At 61.6% G+C, this 17,608-nt stretch carries 15 protein-coding genes and 1 tRNA gene; 10 read left to right on the plus strand and 6 right to left on the minus strand.

The features are described 5' to 3' along the window. The first annotated feature begins 286 nt into the window (after positions 1–286). The 3 genes from ACRAQ3_RS04930 (at position 287) to ACRAQ3_RS04940 (ending at position 6,255) form a co-directional block, all read left to right on the plus strand. Positions 287–1,618 carry a hypothetical protein gene (locus ACRAQ3_RS04930; protein ID WP_432255873.1) on the plus strand — a complete coding sequence of 444 codons (1,332 nt, stop codon included), beginning with the start codon at positions 287–289 and terminating at the stop codon, positions 1,616–1,618. Positions 1,619–1,729: 111 nt separating this feature from the next. After that, complete coding sequence (locus ACRAQ3_RS04935) at positions 1,730–3,622, plus strand: DNA methyltransferase (protein WP_432255874.1); 1,893 nt, start codon at positions 1,730–1,732, stop codon at positions 3,620–3,622. Then, positions 3,619–6,255, plus strand: coding sequence for a DEAD/DEAH box helicase family protein (locus ACRAQ3_RS04940; RefSeq protein WP_432255875.1), 2,637 nt, complete (start codon positions 3,619–3,621; stop codon positions 6,253–6,255). The genes ACRAQ3_RS04935 and ACRAQ3_RS04940 overlap by 4 nt, the downstream gene beginning before the upstream one ends. Before the next feature lie 93 nt (positions 6,256–6,348). Here ACRAQ3_RS04940 and ACRAQ3_RS04945 read toward each other — a convergent pair whose 3' ends face one another. Further along, positions 6,349–6,591, minus strand: coding sequence for a helix-turn-helix domain-containing protein (locus ACRAQ3_RS04945; RefSeq protein WP_432255876.1), 243 nt, complete (start codon positions 6,589–6,591; stop codon positions 6,349–6,351). 137 nt (positions 6,592–6,728) lie between these two features. Between ACRAQ3_RS04945 and ACRAQ3_RS04950 the strand changes: the two genes are divergently transcribed. Then, positions 6,729–7,463 carry a hypothetical protein gene (locus ACRAQ3_RS04950; RefSeq protein WP_432255877.1) on the plus strand — a complete coding sequence of 245 codons (735 nt, stop codon included), beginning with the start codon at positions 6,729–6,731 and terminating at the stop codon, positions 7,461–7,463. Here the strand turns inward: ACRAQ3_RS04950 and ACRAQ3_RS04955 are convergent. Next, positions 7,460–8,827: a tyrosine-type recombinase/integrase gene (locus tag ACRAQ3_RS04955; protein WP_432255878.1), complete on the minus strand. Its 1,368-nt coding sequence runs from the start codon at positions 8,825–8,827 to the stop codon at positions 7,460–7,462. The genes ACRAQ3_RS04950 and ACRAQ3_RS04955 overlap by 4 nt on opposite strands. 292 nt (positions 8,828–9,119) lie before the next feature. Next, positions 9,120–9,193 (minus strand) — tRNA-Cys (locus ACRAQ3_RS04960). A gap of 414 nt (positions 9,194–9,607) precedes the next feature. On the opposite strand from ACRAQ3_RS04960, the gene ACRAQ3_RS04965 reads away from it, so the two are divergent. The 3 genes from ACRAQ3_RS04965 to ACRAQ3_RS04975 all read left to right on the plus strand — a co-directional run bounded on the left by ACRAQ3_RS04965 (position 9,608) and on the right by ACRAQ3_RS04975 (position 12,644). After that, positions 9,608–10,261 carry a protein-L-isoaspartate O-methyltransferase family protein gene (locus ACRAQ3_RS04965; protein WP_085894688.1) on the plus strand — a complete coding sequence of 218 codons (654 nt, stop codon included), beginning with the start codon at positions 9,608–9,610 and terminating at the stop codon, positions 10,259–10,261. Between the two features lie 54 nt (positions 10,262–10,315). Continuing rightward, entirely contained in the window at positions 10,316–11,683 is a 1,368-nt protein-coding gene (locus tag ACRAQ3_RS04970) for a TolC family outer membrane protein (protein WP_432255879.1), read from the plus strand. Positions 11,684–11,756: 73 nt separating this feature from the next. After that, complete coding sequence (locus ACRAQ3_RS04975; RefSeq protein WP_432255880.1) at positions 11,757–12,644, plus strand: hypothetical protein; 888 nt, start codon at positions 11,757–11,759, stop codon at positions 12,642–12,644. A gap of 4 nt (positions 12,645–12,648) precedes the next feature. On the opposite strand, the gene ACRAQ3_RS04980 is transcribed toward ACRAQ3_RS04975, so the two are convergent. Then, complete coding sequence (locus ACRAQ3_RS04980; RefSeq protein ID WP_432255881.1) at positions 12,649–14,100, minus strand: cobyric acid synthase; 1,452 nt, start codon at positions 14,098–14,100, stop codon at positions 12,649–12,651. A 72-nt stretch (positions 14,101–14,172) separates the two neighbouring features. Here ACRAQ3_RS04980 and ACRAQ3_RS04985 point away from each other — a divergent pair, with 72 nt between their 5' ends. After that, positions 14,173–14,742 (plus strand): cobalamin biosynthesis protein CobQ, encoded by a 570-nt coding sequence (locus tag ACRAQ3_RS04985; RefSeq protein ID WP_432255882.1) that lies wholly within the window; start codon positions 14,173–14,175, stop codon positions 14,740–14,742. Positions 14,743–14,815: 73 nt separating this feature from the next. On the opposite strand, the gene ACRAQ3_RS04990 is transcribed toward ACRAQ3_RS04985, so the two are convergent. After that, entirely contained in the window at positions 14,816–15,139 is a 324-nt protein-coding gene (locus tag ACRAQ3_RS04990; RefSeq protein ID WP_026147324.1) for a DUF6280 family protein, read from the minus strand. 241 nt (positions 15,140–15,380) lie between these two features. Between ACRAQ3_RS04990 and efp the strand changes: the two genes are divergently transcribed. Then, positions 15,381–15,944, plus strand: a complete 564-nt coding sequence (gene efp / locus ACRAQ3_RS04995; protein WP_432255883.1) for an elongation factor P — start codon at positions 15,381–15,383, stop codon at positions 15,942–15,944. Positions 15,945–16,042: 98 nt separating this feature from the next. Further along, on the plus strand, positions 16,043–16,870 hold the full coding sequence (locus ACRAQ3_RS05000; protein WP_269397000.1) for an inositol monophosphatase family protein: 828 nt from the start codon (positions 16,043–16,045) through the stop codon (positions 16,868–16,870). Here the strand turns inward: ACRAQ3_RS05000 and ACRAQ3_RS05005 are convergent. Beyond that, positions 16,867–17,604, minus strand: a complete 738-nt coding sequence (locus tag ACRAQ3_RS05005) for a YgfZ/GcvT domain-containing protein (RefSeq protein ID WP_432255884.1) — start codon at positions 17,602–17,604, stop codon at positions 16,867–16,869. The two genes, ACRAQ3_RS05000 and ACRAQ3_RS05005, sit on opposite strands and share 4 nt — an antisense overlap. Between the last annotated feature and the right edge of the window lie 4 nt (positions 17,605–17,608).

The following is a 17,608-nucleotide window of genomic DNA, read 5'->3' on the forward strand; positions in this document are numbered from 1 at the left end:
TGTCAACCGCTTGGTGTTCCCTCAGGTGTCCTTCTATCCCCCTATGAGTGGCCCGAATGCCGCGTTGGCTGGCCATTCGTCCAATAGTGAGGGCGGGTCCCGTGGCGGCGTTTCTCTCCCTCTATTGGTGGTGGTGCGGATGCTGACCCACGGTTCTCATACTGTCCTATGGTGAGGCCGAGTTGCGAGGCGGGGCGTGTCCCTGTCCGGGCGGGTGGGGTATGGGGGAAGTCGGCGCGGCTCAGTATATGGATAGGGCCACGAAAAAATGTGTCGAGATTTTACGATGACGAATGAAGCCAAGCACCCCTTCGCTTTGAAAGCACAAGCATTGGCTGCAAAGTTGCCTAACCAACTTGGGGAAAACTCATGGGCATTTGAGCCGTATCTGGTTTTATCAAATCCCGACGCACGAAACCTCATTGACTTGTTAATGGATGACGTATGCGCAGCGTGGACTTCGACTTTTCCTAAGCGCAAACCAAGCACGGATACGCAACAGAAGTTTTGGGGCTGTGGCAGCGCAATCCTTGCGAACCTGATGCGGGCCAAGTGCAACAAATGGCCAACGACAATAGGCATGTATCGCAGCAAGGGGGCATTGGACCGGGAAAGGCGATACCGGCCTGAGTATATGACCGCTGATCGGTTCAGAACCGTGCAAGACTGGCTTATCAAATGTGGCCATGTCGAAATGGTCAAAAGTGGCTTCAATCTTCCGGGCTACAGTCAGACAAGCCGGTTCGCCTTGACCGACCTAGGCGCAATGGAACTGGAAGCCGAAGACTGGACCTTTGACGATTTCAAGGTGGACCGGGGTAGAGAAACCGTTCGATTGAAAGACCATAATGACCGTCTGCGCGGATATGACGACACATCCGAGACTGTGGCCATGCGGGCAAGGTTGGACGAGATCAACGCGAAGTTGGACGCGACCGACATAGCAACGATGCGCCCACTTACTATCCATGACCGAAAACCCGAATACCAAGGCCGCAAGGTGCGCCTGCATCGCGTGTTCAACCGGGGCGACTTCGACCACGGCGGCAGGTTTTATGGCGGGTGGTGGCAGAACGTCAAAAGTCATGTACGCCCCGCGATTACGATAGACGGACAGCACACCATTGAAGCAGACTTTAGCGGCTTCAACCCGGCGGTGCTCTTGGCCGAGACGGGCGAACCTATACCGGAAGACCCGTATTCCTTAATAGCGGGCACGGGTGCGCCCGAGGAGTTGCGGGACCATGCCAAGGCCACTCTTGCCGCCTTGCTTAACGCCAAGTCAGGCACGACAGAGGAACCCCGCGACTTCGACAGCGCCCGGTGGGGCATGACGGCAGAGGAGTTCCGCGCCAAGGTGCTGGACGCCTTCCCGATGGTTCTCGCCATGCTGGGCACCGACAAGGGCCTGACCCTGCAACGGCTGGAAAGCGATCTGGCAGAGGCGATCATGCTGTACTTTGTCAGGCAGGGCCATGCGATCCTGCCCATCCATGACGCCTTCATCGTCCAAGCCCACCTTGAACGGGAACTGGTGGAGGTGATGAAGGACACCTTCAAGGCAAGGCTAGGGCAGGTTCCTCCTGTCAAAGTCACCCGGTCCTACGCCCTGCGCTGACCACCACCATAAAACCCAATGATCCCATTACCGGGGCAAATAAGGGACCGCTGGATTTTCCCTGTTCCGTCAGGCACAAGGGCGAAAAGACCGACACAGGGGCGACCATCCATGCAGAACCTTCTCGATGACCTGACCGCGCTTCTCCAAGCCGAACAGGCGTTCATCTCGGATGGGGCGATCCTCAAGAACGCGGTGATCGAAGCCGCGCTGAACATGGATGCGCGGCTGCTGGAACTGTTGATGCAGTCCGACGCGATCATGGCGCATTTCTTTACCGAGGTGGCGGGGGCGCTTGTCTTCGACAAGGTGAAGTTTCAGGACTTTGTGTCCAACAAAGCCTTCCTGCCCGACAGCTATACCGCCTTCAAGAACCGCATCGGGCTGACCGATGGAAAGGGCGATTACCTGAGCCAGTCGCGCGATGTGGTTCTGGCGTGGCCCTACAAGGATTGCGTGCTGGAAGGCGGCATGACGAAAGAGGACCGGGGCCGGAACGAGGTGTTCTGGAACATGACGCTGGCCCCGGACGACATCACGCGGCTGTTTGAACCCAAGGTGCTGACCGGCTGGGAACGCTGGGACGCGGAGGCCGTGGCAGACGGCAAGGCCAAGCTTGTGGGGGAGGTGTCAGAGGATGACAACCTGCTTATCAAGGGCAACAACCTGCTGGCGCTGCATTCGCTGAAAGCACGGTACGCGGGGAAGGTGAAGCTAATCTATATCGACCCGCCCTATAACACAGGTAATGACGGGTTTCGGTATAATGACCGCTTCAATCATTCGGCTTGGATGACCTTCATGCGGAACCGGCTTGAGGTAGCCAAGGAGTTGTTGAGCCGGGATGGAACTGTTTTCGTCAACTTGGACGATGGCGAAGCGCACTATTGCAAGGTGTTAATGGATGAGGTGTTCGGACGGGATAATTTCATTGGAAACATCGTTTGGGAGAAGAAGTTTTCACCGCAAAATGATGCCCAATATATTTCTGATAACCACGACCACATACTTTTATTTGCAAGGGATAGGGCTAGTTGGTCGCCTAACCCATTGCCGCTGAGCGATAGCCAGAAGTCGAACTACAAAAACGAGGATGATGATCCGCGTGGGGCGTGGACATCTGCCGATTATACTTGCTCCCAATCTAAAAGTGCGAGACCTAATCTCTACTATCCAATCATCAATCCCAATACGGGAAAAGAGATATGGCCCAGCGAAACGCGCGTCTGGGGATACGATCCAGAGGCGCACAAGCGCCATGTTGAAGAGGGCGTGATCTGGTGGGGCAAGAATGGGAATAATTCAAAGCCACGTCTAAAAAAGTTTTTGACTTCCGAGGATGCCACAGTTGTCCCAAAGACCATTTTTGCTCATAGCGAAGTGGGAAGCACTCAAGAAAGCAGGCGAGAACTGAATGCCTTGGGTTTGCTTGGGCAGTTTGAGACATCTAAACCAGAGCGTTTGCTTCAACGGATTGTATATATTGCGTCTAAGCCCGGCGACTTAGTGCTTGATTTCTTTTCTGGTTCAGGAACAACACCTTCCGTCGCCATGAAAATGGATCGGAGGTGGCTTGCAGTCGAGCAGATGGACTACGTGCTTGATCTTCCTGTATCCCGCCTCAAGAAAGTCATCGAAGGCGAACAGGGCGGCATTTCCAAAGCCGTCGAGTGGCAGGGCGGCGGATCGTTTGTCTATGCCGAACTCGCGGCTTCTAACTCCGCCTTTGCCTGCCGGATCGAAGCGGCCCCGGATATGGCCGTGCTGCAAATCATCCATGCCGACATGCAGGCCACCGGCTATCTACGCTATGACGTGGACCTGAGCGCCTTCAATACCGATGACTTCCCCGCGCTTCCGCTGGACGACGCCAAGCGCGTGTTGATAGACTGCCTTGATGCAAACCACCTCTATGTCAATCTTGGTTCCCTTGGCGATGCGGACTTTGACATCTCGGACGAAGACACCCGCGCGACCCGCTCTTTCTATGGGCTGGACCAATGAGCCAGACGCTAACCCAAGAGTTTGATGCGCTGGCCAAGTACGGGGCGCTAAAGTCAGACATTCCCGACGACATCACCGGCAACCTCGCGCCCAAGATCGAGTTGCGTCCCTACCAACGCACGGCGCTGGAACGCTGGCTGTTCTACATCGACAAGTACGATGCACGCCCCAAGGCTCCGCACTTGCTGTTCCATATGGCCACGGGCAGCGGCAAGACTGTGCTGATGGCGGCGCTGATCCTGGACCTGTATCGGCGCGGCTATCGCAACTTCCTGTTCTTTGTGAACTCCGCTCAGATCATCGAGAAGACCAAGGACAACTTCCTCAACCCCGCATCGGCCAAGCATCTGTTCGCGCCCACGATCCGCATTGACGACAAGCCGGTGGACATCCGCGCGGTGGACACGTTCGACGCGGTATCAGGCGGTGCAATCAACATCCATTTCACCACCATTCAAGGGCTGCACACCCGGATGCAGGCCCCGAAAGAGAACGCCGTCACCATCGAGGATTTCCACGACTACAAGGTGGTGATGATCTCAGACGAGGCGCACCACCTGAACGCCGAGACCAAGAGCAAGGACAAGCTGACCAAGGACGAAGCGAAGGAAAAAGCCAGTTGGGAAGGCACGGTATCCGAGATTTTCCGCCAGCATCCCGAGAACATGCTGTTGGAGTTTACCGCGACCGTTGACCTGACTAACGACGCGATCCGGGCGAAGTATGCCGACAAGATACTGTACGACTATTCGCTGCGGCAGTTTCGGGAAGACGGCTATTCCAAGGACATCGAGTTGCGACAGGCCGACTTGCCGCCCGAGGCCCGGATGATGCAGGCGATGGTTCTGAGCCAATACCGCCGCAAGGTGGCCGAGGCGCACGGGCTGCAATGCAAGCCGGTGATCCTGATGAAGTCCAAGACGATCAAGGAAAGCGCCGACAACGAAGCCGCGTTCACGGCGATGGTGGCCGGGCTGACGGGCGAGGCGCTGGACGCGCTCAGAGCGGCCTCTGAGGGCGATGGGACCCTTTCGCGGGCCTTCGCCTTCATTATGGACGAACGGGCCATGAGCGGCGCTGATTTCGCTCGTGAGCTACAGGGGGATTTTGCGCCCGAGAAGGTGGTGAACGTCAACAATCCCAAGGATTTGGAAAACAGACAGATAGAACTCAATGCCTTGGAGGACCGCGACAACGAGATACGGGTGATCTTCGCCGTCGATAAGCTGAACGAAGGCTGGGACGTGCTGAACCTGTTCGACATTGTGCGCCTGTATGACACGCGGGACGGCAAGGCCAACAAGGTGGGCAAGACCACGATGGCCGAAGCGCAGTTGATCGGACGCGGGGCGCGGTACTTTCCGTTCATAGCCCCGGACCAGCCCGACGCTGCACGGGAAAAGCGCAAGTATGACAGCGCCGTGGACCATCCTTTGCGGGTGCTGGAAGGGCTGCACTATCACTGCTCACACAATCCCAAGTATATCCAAGACATCCGAAACGCCTTGCGTGAAACCGGGATGCTGGACGAAACAGCCCGGACAGTGCGATTGCGGCTCAAGGACAGCTTCAAGCAGACCTCCCTATATGTGAGGGAATATGTCTGGACGAATGACCGGGTGAAGAACCCGCGTGACGGTGTGGCGGGGCTGGACGCCTACAAGATCGAAGGCTCGTTCACCTATCCCAACCTGATGACAGGCCGGGTGACAGAAGCCTCTGCCTTTGGCGGTGGACAGTTGACGTTGAAGCCGTCCAGCAAGGAACCCGTGTCCCGCGACTTCAAGCTGGCCGACTTTGGTAGGGCCATTCTAGGCTTTGCGATGGACGCCAACGACTTCTTTCACTTTGCCGACTTGCAGACCTATTTCCCGCAACTCGCCAGTGTATCGCAGTTTGTCACCTCTGACACCTATCTCGGCGGCGTGACAGTGAGCGTGCGCGGTTTGCCCGATGACTTGGACAACTTGACCTCGCGGCAAAAGCTGGACATCGCACAATACGTCCTGCACCAGATCGAAAATGGCGTGAAACGCGAAAGTGTCGAGTATATCGGCACCAAGGACTTCAAGCCCTATCCCATCAAGGACCGCTTCACGGACAAGGTGCTGAAACTGCGGATCGAAGGCGAGACCGGCAAGAGTTGGGTCAAGGGTGAAACAGAGTTGCCGGGGCTGGATCAGATCGACCTGAGCGGCAAGGAATGGCACGTTTATGATGACAGCTACGGCACCGATCAAGAAAAGCACTTCATCAAGTACATGCATGATCAGGAAGCCCGGTTGCGCGGCATCTATGACGACTTCTACCTGCTGAGGAACGAGAAGGCGGTGAAGCTGTACGACTTCGACACCGGACGCGCCTTTGAACCCGACTTCGTTCTGTTTCTGAGGAAAAGGGGCGAGGAAGCCAGTACGATGTTGCAGCTATTCATCGAACCCAAGGGCGACCAGTTGCGCCCGCAAGACGACTGGAAACAGGACTTCCTTAAGCAAGTGAAAGCCAAGGCTCGACTTGAAACGGTTTTTCAAGGCCGGGGCTATACCGTTCTTGGCCTACCATTCTTCAATGAGACGGGGCAGACTAATACCGATTTCAAAGCTTCCTTTGAGGATGAGGCATTAGGGGCGTGAAGATGTTCGACTTGTCTATATGTGAGTAGCTTACGGGCCTAATAATGGTTTTCTCCCCATTACTGGGGCAAATAAGCCGGGGCTGAAAAGCGGTCAGTCTGACATCTTTGCCAGCTTGCCCACGATCTCCGCCGGGTCGAAGCCTAGCACCTCGCCCAGCTTGACCAGTTCCACCACGTCCACGCGGCGTTGACCACTTTCCAGCCGCGCGATGAAGGACTGATAGACCTTCATCCGCTGTGCAAGTTCCACCTGCTTCAAGCCTGCCTCGCCCCGCTTCTCGACGAGATAGCGAACAAGAGCATCATGCCTATGATCTCCAAGAGTTTTAGGCATGAACGCCCCATGCTGTTGCACTGGGCTCGTTGACTATATCTCAAAACCAGGTATCTAAAAATCAGATACTAATAGTCCCTCTAACTGGATGCCGCGCTGGGTATGGAAGCGTGCCAAGTACATCGTCGGAGTGCACCATGAGCCTTAACGACAAGTCACCTGACCACCACATCGCCTACGGTGCTGCGACCGAAGGCGTGGCCGCCGCAAGTTCCAGCCTTGGTGTGATCGGGCGTTATTGGTGGAACCTGCAAATGCAACTTTTGGTGGCCACCGGCGCTATGCGGTTCTTCAGGGCGTACTGGTGGCTGTTTATTGTTGCCGGTTTCTTGCTTTTAGCTTTCGTCATGCCCTTGGGGTTGGCCTTTGTGGTGAGCGCCTTTTGCGCAGGTGCAATGAACCCGAAAGCAGCGGAAAACTTTATTGTACCACTGAGGCATCAAAACGAAGCGCCGATTAGTGAGCCTGCCGAAACTGAACCCAATGAAGCTATTTTAGCGTCCCAGTTTGATAACTTGGAAGACGTGCGCCTTGCGGCGGGCATTCATCATGTCGGCTATTTGACAGCGATCAAGCGCGACCTTGAAGACAAAGAGATTGCCGCCGCTGCGCTCGGCGCATTCGATGGAACGGTGCAGGCAATCGGTCTGAAACTGTCCGATCTGGACATGCATACGAACGGCGCGGCATTCATCGTTGCGCAACTGACTGCACTTGAGCGCATGGACGAAGTGGACCCGGATTGGATTGCAGAAGTCACCGAAGAAGCGATGACCTCCAGAGCACTCGAAGCGATCCGCGACGAAGCTGGTCGCTTTGCTTACACGATGGAAGGGGCCATGCATGATGGCCCCGACCCGCGTATCGGTTAGCTTGTCTTGCTCACTACTAAGCGGTCAATATTCTCTTTCAACTGGGTCAACGTGTAGCCTTCCCGATTATAGACTTCTTGCGTGACGCCGGAACGCGCATGACCGACTATGCATTGCACAATGGGTTCGGGCACGTCTGCTTGGCTCAGTCGCGTCACCACGGTGTGCCGCAGGCTATGAAAGACAAGACCCGGCTGCTTGATCCCCAGCTTGGGCAAGAAACTTTCATTGCACCATCGGCCCAAGTTTCGGCCATAGCCGCCGTTGGCGCTGTAGCTGTAATCAGGGAATAGGCGTGTGCCGTTTCTGCGGCTGTCCACGAAGTCGAGAAAGCCAAGGCGGATCAACTCGGAATGCAGCGGCACCTTGCGCCGTCCTGCCTTCGACTTGATGCTTTTGTTATCATCGCCTTCGTCCGTGATGTTCAGGAACCATATGTCGCCGTCCTGCTGCACATCGGCAATGTCGAGTTGGCAAATCTCATTCAGGCGCGCCCCAGTGAACATGCCCAAAAGCATCCCCCACTTGTGGCTGTCTTTGCGAACCAGCCCAGACGGGTTTTCCGTCAACTCGGTGTAGATCAGGCGCGCTTGGTCCTGTGTGAAGGGCTTGCGCTCACTCTCGCTGGCCTTGTCCTTTTTCACTTTCATGCCTTCAAAGAGCGTGTGCGGTGAGTGGCCATGCCGTTCTGCCCAGTCGAAGAACATTTTGAACATCTGGATATGGCTGTTGATCGTTTTGGCCGCGATCTTCTTGTGCCCGGGTTCCTTGATGACCTGCATCAGCGGCATGGCCTTCAACTTCGGCTTGGTGTTCCGGCTTGCCGGTAGCGCCTGCAACACCTTCTTGACTTCGCTCGCATCCTGCTTGGTGATCGTGGCAAGTAGCCGATCTGGGCCGAAGTATTCGACAAGGATATTCAGGTAAGCCCGGTTCTGGCCAATGGTCTTGCCAGCCCATTGGCGCGAATGCTCGGCGATGAAATCGTCCACCGCCGCACCCAAGGGCGATGACGCTGGTAGAACAGGCGCAGGAGGGGCAGGAGCGACAGCCGGGGCATCGTCATAGGAATAATGCTCAAGGCGCTCAGCGGCTTCCAGAACGGCCCTGAGCAAGTCCCGGCGACCTTTGCGGAGTTCGCGTTGCATCATGGGCTGGCTGGATTGCCAGTCCCGCACTGTCAGGCCCGATTTTCGCAGGAACGGTTTGACGGGCAGGTACTGGTCGCTCTCCATCTCCATGTCGAGATAGCTTTCATGGTCCAGCATCTCGCACCGAACGTCTTCCAAGGCGTTCTTCGACAAGCCGCGTCGGTCCAGCCAGTAAAGGTACTGGTCCAGTTGCGCCTTGAAGTAGGCTTGCACCTTCTCGCGTATCTCGGCTTGTCTCAATCCCGCCAATGCACTGTTCTCGCGTAGCAAACGTCCGCAGGATGCAAGATGCCGGGCCAAATCTCCAGCCCGATCCGGGCAGCGTGTCCGTAGTGAGATGCGAACAGTCTTCCGCTTCCCCTCGTCGTATGAAGGGATAGGCCAACGGAAGTAGTAAACCCCGTGCCGTGAGGGGCTTATATAGGATGACAGCATCATAGGGCGTGTGTCCCATTTTGTGTCACACCCGACCGCTAAGCCACTAACCCTATGATTTAGAATAAAATGGAGGCGGGTACCGGAATCGAACCGGTCTACACGGATTTGCAATCCGCTGCGTAACCTCTCCGCCAACCCGCCTCGGTGTCGGCTTCACTATGGTTTGTCGTGGCAGGCGTCAAGCAATTATCGATGTCTTTCCGAACCGGCTGATGGGTCTGAATGCACTGACCTGTCGAAGGGTGGTTTCGAATGGCTCATGTCGTGAGACGTGCAGAAACATGATGGTATGGCTGCCCGCATCGCGACTCCATCAAGCGGTCAAAAGTCTGCATACAATCACTTTACCGCTCTTCGAACATCGTCTTGCAGGCTGCCGACCGCAGTTCGTGGCCAGCGGGGTACGGCGTCGCCGCCTCCGTGAACAATCTGCATGTGTGGCCGCAAGGCACGACCAAAGCGGTGCGGCGGCTTGGCAAAGGCGCTGAGCAGTTGCCGCTTGCCGGAGGTTGTGGCATCACGGCCATGGAGAAATTGAACGAAAGAGTCCGGTCCGTGGTTGATTATGCGACCCGCCGCGTCTTCATGGTCGATACGCAGGTGCGGCCTTCTGACGTGACGAAATTTCCGATCATCGACGCGATGCTCGATGTGCCGCGCGAGGCCTACGTGCCCGCGGCGCTGCGCGAGGCGGCCTATGTGGGCGAAAACCTGTCGCTGGGCGGGGACCGCGTGGTGCTGGAGCCGCGGACGCTGGCCAAGATGCTCGACGGGCTCGAGATCGATCCGCAGGACGCGGTGCTCGATCTGGGTTGCGGCCTGGGCTATTCGACCGCGCTCTTGGCGCGGCTCGCGGGCTTCGTTGCGGCGGTCGAGGATGACGAGGCGCGCGCCGCCGAGGCGCAGTCGATCCTCTCCGAGCATGGCGTCGATAACGCGGCGGTGATCTGCGCCCCGCTGGCCGAGGGGGCGCCCAAGAGCGGTCCCTATGACGTCATCATCATCGAGGGCGCGATCGAACGTTTCCCCGATGCGCTTGACGCGCAGCTGCGCGAAGGCGGCCGGGTCGCGGCGATCTTCGCCGAAGGCGCGCTGGGCGTGGTCCGGATCGGTTACAAGATCGACGGGCGGATCTCGTGGCGCTTCGCGTTCAACGCGGGAGCGCCGCTTCTGAAGGGTTTCGAGGCGGAACAGGACTTCGTGCTGTAAGGGCACGAGTGAAAAACAAGAGGGCAGGGTGGTATGCGGCGAATTGTAGGTAGCTTGATTTTGGGTGCCGGCCTTGCCGCCGCCGTCGTGGCGCCCGCGCGGGCTGACACGCTCGCGCAAGCCTTGGCCTATGGCTATGAGAACAGCGGGCTGCTCGATCAGAACCGGGCGCTGCTGCGCGCGGCCGACGAGGACGTGGCGCAGGCGATCGGTGCGCTGAGGCCGATCATCAGCTGGTCGGCTCAGACCGCTCTTTCCACCAGCAGCGCGCTGCGCGACGCCGCTCCCGGCACGGCCGGTGTCGACAGTTTCGACGTCTCCAGCTCTGCTACCCTTTCCGCGTCGCTGCTGCTCTATGATGGCGGTCAGAGCCGCTACGGCATCGACGCGCAAAAGGCGCTGGTGCTTTCCACGCGGGAAGGGCTCCGCGGCGTGGAGCAGCAGGTGTTGCAGCGGATCGTCCAAGCCTACATGGAAGTTCAGCGCGCCAGCGCCTTCGTCGAACTGCGCCGCAACAACTTGCGTCTGATCACTCAGGAACTGCGCGCCGCGCAGGACCGATTCGAGGTTGGTGAGGTCACGAGGACCGACGTGTCGCTGGCCGAGGCCGCCCTGGCGTCCGCGCGCAGCCTTCTTGCCTCCGAAGAGGGCGGATTGACCCAAGCCATCGCCGAATTCCGTGCGGCGGTCGGGCGCAATCCGGATGGCCTCGCCCAAGCGCCCGATGCGCGAGTTCCGGGAAGCCTTGCCGAGGCGCAGGCCATCGCGCGGCGCGAGCATCCGTCGATCAAGGGCGCGCAGTATGCCGTCACTGTCGCCGAACTCAACATCGCCCGGGCCGAGGCGACGACTCGCCCGGAACTGTCGCTCACCGGCAGCATCTCGGTCGACGACAATTTCGACGACGAAGAGCAGATCGGCATCAGGATGCAGCAGTCGATCTATTCGGGCGGCCAGCTGGCCAGCCAGATTCGGCAAGCCAAGGCCAATCGCGACGCGGCGCGGGGCGATCTGCTCAACACCAGCCGCACGGTCGAGCAGACCGTGGCCAACGCCTATTCGCTGCTCTCCGTCGCGCGCGCCAGCATCGAGGCCTCGACCCGCGAAGTTAGGGCGGCGCAAGTGGCCTTCGACGGCCTGCGCGAGGAGGCCCGGCTCGGGGCGCGGACCACGCTCGACGTGCTCAATGCCGAGCAGGACCTGCTCGACGCGCGTGCCACGCTGGTTTCGGCGCAGATCGACGAGACGCTGGCGGGTTACGTCGTGCTGGCAGCGATCGGCCGGTTGACCGCCGAGCAGTTGGGGCTGCCGGTACAGGTCTACGACCCGGTGGCCTACTACAACCTCGTGCGCAACGCGCCCGCCGCCACATCGGCGCAGGGCAAGGCGCTGGACCGTGTGCTCGAGGCGATCGGCCGCTGAACCACTGCTGGCGGGGTTGTTGCCGGGCGACCGGGGCTTCGCTAGACTTCATTCGAGGCAAGCAGGGTAGATCATGTCCGATCCGGTCAAGAGCGTCGAAATCGAGGATGTGCTCTCCTCCATCCGCAGGCTGCTTGCGGATGGCGAGGGGCAGGGCGGGGGCCGTCCCGCGCCGCAGCAATCGGCCGATGCAACCGGCAGATCGCCGGTGGCACCATCGCGGGTGCGCGCCGAAAGACGCGGCGATGCGCCGCTGGTCCTGACGCCGGCGCTGCGGGTGTCCGGCCGAGAGGGTGCGGCCGAGCGGCCATCGCGCTTTCCGGCGCCCGTCGCGGCAAACACGGGAACGCCCGGCGCGGCATCGGTCGATGATGATTTCGAGCCTGCCGACCTGACCGCCGCATCTTCTGACAAGGGCGGCTCGTTGCGCTCGCGTCTCGAGGAGACGATTGCCGAACTCGAATCGGCGATCACCCATCGTGCCGACGAGTGGGAGCCCGACGGCAGCGAACCGGCGCCGGTGATGGATTGGTCCTCGGCGCGGGCCGAGGACACCCCCTTCCTGAGCCGCCGCCATGTCGGCCCCGTGTCCACCGGACGCGCCGCGCCGAGCGTTCCGCGCGAGATGCAGAGCGCCCCGCAACCGCAGGCGTCTGGTCCCGATGTCGAAGATCAGCAACCCCTGAGCAGGCCGGAGACGGCCGCCGAGATGCAGGAGCAGTCGGCGGCGACAGCGCCCGCTCGGCCGCAGGTCGCGGAGCCAGCGGCCAAGTCGGGCGAGGCGGCCGCTCCAACGCCGTCCCCCGACGCTCTTGTCGACGAGGACATGCTGCGTCGTCTGATCACCGAGGTGCTGCGCGAGGAGCTGCGCGGTCCCTTGGGCGACCGGATCACCGGCAACCTGCGCAAGCTGGTGCGTCGCGAGATATTCCGGGCGCTGGCAAGCGGCGAATTCGAGTGATCCTTCAGACCGCCGCCGCGAGAGCGAGCAGCCGTTCAATATCGAGATGCCGCTCGAGATGCGCGGCGAGCGCGTCGAGCGTCGTCTCCACCGCATCCTGGTAGCCGGGGCGCGAGACGACGCCCAGTTCGGCTAGAAAGGCGGCGCGGAAAGCGTCCTCCGAGAACAGCCCGTGCAGATAGCAGCCGCGCACCAGCCCGTCGGCGCTTGCCGCGCCCTCGGGGCGGCCCTCGATGTCGAGCCACGCCCGCGCGGCGTGATCCGGTCCGGTGGTTCGGCCGATATGGATCTCGTAGCCCCGGAGCGGCGTACCATCCGCACGAAACTGCGCCGCTACCAAGCCTAACCGCTTTTCGGGCCGCATCACCGTCTGGACATCGAGCAGGCCCAGCCCCTCGACCTGGCCCGGCGGCCCTTCGATGCCCTCGGGGTCGGCGATCGAGCGGCCCAGCATCTGGTAGCCGCCGCAGATGCCCATGACGCGGCCGCCGCGGCGCAGATGCGCGCGCAGGTCGATGTCCCAGCCCTCCGCCCGAAAGGCTGCGAGATCCGCGATGGTGGATTTGGAGCCGGGGATCAGCACGAGATCGGCATCGCCGGGCAGGGGGCGTCCCGGTTCGATCATCGTTACGCTGACACCGGGCTCGGCGGAGAGCGGATCGAGATCGTCGAAATTGGCGATCCGGTTCAGCCGCGGCACCACGATCTTCAGCGCACCGCCGGGCCGCGATACGATCTCGGCCGCGTCCTCCGCGGGCAGCCGCCAGGCTTCGGCGAAATGCGGCACGATCCCCAGCGGCGCCCAGCCGGTGCGGCCTGCGATGAAACGCATGCCCTCGGCAAAGAGGCTGACGTCGCCGCGGAACTTGTTGACGGCAAAGCCCCGGATCAGGGCCGCGTCGTCGGCATCCAGAACCGCATGGCTGCCGACCAGTTGCGCGATCACGCCGCCCCTGTCGATATCCCCCAAAAGCACTACCGGTACACCGGCCGCCTGGGCGAAGCCCATATTCGCGATGTCGCCCGCCCGCAGATTGACCTCGGCCGGGCTGCCCGCGCCTTCGACGATGACGAGATCATGCGCGGCGGCGAGCCTGCGAAAGCTTTGCAGCACGCGCGGCAAGAGTTGCGGCTTCAGGGCCGCGTAATCCCGGGCCCGCGCCGTGGTAAGACGCTGGCCTTGCACCACCACCTGCGCGCCGGTCTCGCTTTCGGGCTTGAGCAGAACCGGGTTCATGTCGGTATGCGGCGGGACCCCGGCGGCGCGCGCCTGCAGCGCCTGCGCCCGGCCGATCTCGCCGCCATCCTCGGTCACGGCAGCGTTGTTCGACATGTTCTGGGGCTTGAAGGGAGCGACAGAGAGGCCGCGCTGCCGTGCCGCGCGTGCCAGCCCGGCGACGATCATCGACTTGCCGACATTGGAGCCCGCCCCCTGGATCATGATCGCTCGTGCCATGCCTGCCGCCGCTTTCCGTCGCCTGTCGCCTAAGATAGCTGTCTAGGGACGGCACGGCCCAAGGGAAAGCCCATGAACACCCCCGCGCATCTGATCTTCGGGGCGGCAGCCTTCGGGCGGCCAGGAAGGCCCGCTGTGACTTCGGCGGCGCTGCTTGGGGGGCTGGCGCCGGACCTGTCGCTCTACCTCATGGTGGCTTGGGCACGGTCCGTCGGCGATGTGCCGGCCCGCACGATTTTTGGCGAATACTATTTCTCGGATGCGTGGATGTCCGTCTTCGCCGTCGACAACTCGTTCCCGATCTGGGGCGCGCTGCTGGCCCTCGCGATCTGGCGGCGCTGGCCCGTTCTCATTGCCTTCGCCGGGGCGGGGCTGCTGCACCTCGCGCTCGACCTGCCGCTGCATGGGGCGGATGCCCGGCCGATGTTCTGGCCGCTGAGCGACTGGCGGTTCGTTTCGCCGCTGAGCTACTGGGACCGCAGCCACCATGCCGGGATCATCGGGCCCCTGGAGGCGGGCCTGTCCGTGGTGCTGACGAGCTTCATGCTCTGGCGGTTCAGAAGCCTCGTTCTGCGGGCGGGGCTGGTACTGCTGCTTGTGGCCGAACTGGGGTCTTCGGGGATCTGGCGTTTCGTCTTCTGAAACTGCTACCGGGCAAGAAAAAACGCGGCTCCGAATGGAAGCCGCGTTTTTTCAGCAGGTCGGGAAGCGTCGATCAGGCCGCGCGGGATTCCAGCTCGGCCGCATGACGACGCTCGCTCTCTTCGCGCGACAGCGCGACCGAGGTGCGCACACCCTTGCCCACGAATTCCATCAGGCCCGCCACGACGCGCTCGTTGGGATCGATGCCGGCGCAGGACAGCACCTCGCGCCCGTCGCGCGACCGCGCCCAGCGGGCGATCTGCTCGGGGCCGTTGCCATATTTCTTGTCGTCGGCGATGGCGTCATCCAGAGCGGCAAGCACGACGGCCGCAAAGAGCTTGCGGGCGCGGTTGCCCTGCTCGTTGTTGTAGGCGGTGCCGTCAACGAAATCCTTCATCATGCTTCCTTACGTTCTTTTTGCTCTTGTCGCCAATGCGTCAGAGTGACTAGCCCGAAACCACGGTGATTCGGGTCACCGTTTTCGGAATGTCAGCCATGTGTTCAGTGCATGGCTCCGCGTGTGACGACCTTGCGGGGCTGGGGCGAGTCGGCTCAGCTTGCCTTGGGGCGACCCGCGAGATATAGGCGGGGGCCAATCTCGATCAACCCATCGCCACAATTCCGTCACATGGACCGACATGCCCAAGATCAACGGTAACGAAATCCGCCCCGGCAACATTCTCGAGCACAATGGCGGCCTGTGGGCTGCCGTGAAGGTCGATCACGTGAAACCCGGCAAGGGCGGCGCCTTCGCGCAGGTCGAGATGAAGAACCTGCGCAACGGCTCCAAGCTCAACGAGCGCTTCCGCTCCGCCGACAAGGTCGAGCGCGTGCGCCTCGAGCAGAAGGACCAGCAGTTCCTGTTCGAAGCCGACGGCATGCTGACCTTCATGGACAGCGAGACCTACGACCAGATCGCGCTGCCGGCCGAGCTTCTGGGCGATCGCCGCCCGTTCCTGCAGGACGGCATGACCGTGCATATCGAGTATTACGGTGACGAGGCGCTGAACGTGTCGCTGCCGCAGAAGGTCACCTGCAAGATCGTCGAGACCGAGCCGGCGGTGAAGGGCCAGACCGCGGCCAACAGCTTCAAGCCGGCGCTGCTCGACAATGGCGTGCGGGTGATGGTGCCGCCCTTCATCGGCCAGGACGAGGACATCGTCGTCAACACCGAGACCATGGAATACGCCGAGCGCGCCTGAGTCTCTCCGGCCTTGCGGCCGGACCGGGGATCGGCAGACTGCGCCCTATCGGGGGCGGCTCCACCGGGGCCGCCCCTTTTTCTTGGCGGGAGGTGGCGATGATCGGCAATGGCGAACTGGCGGAGATCCTGAAGGCCGCGGCGCGGGCCGAGATCCTGCCCCGGTTCCGGCGGCTCGGGGAAGGCGACATCGCCACCAAGAGCGGTCCCGACGACCTCGTCACCGAAGCCGACACCAGGGCCGAGGCCCGCATCGCGGCGGCGCTGCGCGACCTGCTGCCCGGCGCGTTGATCGTGGGGGAGGAGTCAGTCTCCGAGGATGCCACGCTCCTCGACGGGCTGGGCACGGCCGAACTTTCGGCGATCATCGACCCGGTCGACGGGACCTGGAACTTTGCGCGCGGCCTGGCGCTCTTCGGCATGATCCTGGCACTCGGGAAGCGAGGTCGTGTGACGCATGGCCTCCTCTACGACCCGTTGCTCGATGACCGCATCGAGGCACATGAGGAGGGTCCTTGCGAACTGGTGACCTCGGACGGCGGGCGCCGGGTCCTGTCGACCTCGAAGATCAGCGATCCCGATCGCATGAACCTCTACGTGTCGCTGGCGCTCCTGCCGGCTGAACGGCAGCATGCCGTCGCCGCCGCATTTCCCGGCTTCGGCCGGGTGACGAGCCTGCGCTGCTCCTGCCATGAATACCGGCTGATCGCCCAGGGCCATGCGGAGGCGGCGCTGGCCGCGGTGCTGAATCCGTGGGACCACGCTGCGGGCGCCTTGGCGGTGACGCGCGCGGGCGGCGTGGCGCGGATGCTTGACGGTCGCGGCTACCATCTCGGCCTGCCGCGCGACGCGGGCTATCTGCTCACCGCGTCGAGCGAGGCGGCCTGGGAGGCCGTGGCGGCACGTCTCGGCCCGGCGCTGCTCTAGTCGAGCCGCGTCACCCTCGCCGCGCCGGCCTGCATCTCTTCCGATGCCCTGTCGAAGCGCAGCCAGGCGATGGCGCGGTCGCCCGCGCGGCTGTGCAGCGTACCCACGACCTTCTCACTGCTCGTGATCTCGGTGCCGGGCTCCGCCGGGCCTTCGACCGCGACGCGGACGAAGCCTTTGCGCAGTTCGGTCTTGTGCTTCATCCGTGCTGTGACCTCCTGCCCGACATAGCAGCCCTTGCGGAAATCGACGCCGTTCATGCGTTCGAACCCGGCTTCGAGGATGTAGCTCTCGGGCCCCAACTCGTGACCCCATTCGGGGATCAGGTGCTCGACCCGCAGCGCCGTCCAGTCGCTGCCATCATCGCCCGCCTGCGCGCCGTAGAGCCGCCAGCCAAGCGCCGTGTGGCGTGGATCGGGCAGGGCGCCGTCGGGCGCGGGACCGGTCCCGCGCGAGACCTTGAGATCGGCCTCGGCCAATGCCACGTCGGCGCGGAGCTTGTACATCGACAGCCGCTGGAACAGCTGCGGCGCCACCTCGGCGGCGACATCGATCAGGAAACGGTCGCTCTCTCCCTTCAGGAAGAAATCGGCGATGAGCTTGCCCTGCGGGGTCAGCAGCGCCGCATAGGCGAGGCCATCCTTCGCCCGGGCGATATCGTTGGTGACGAGCCCCTGAAGGAACTCCTCGCGGTCGGCGCCGGTGACGGCGATGATGCTACGGTCCTGTGTCATGCCG

The organism is Limimaricola sp. AA108-03, assembly GCF_050847355.1.
GTDB lineage: Bacteria > Pseudomonadota > Alphaproteobacteria > Rhodobacterales > Rhodobacteraceae > Limimaricola.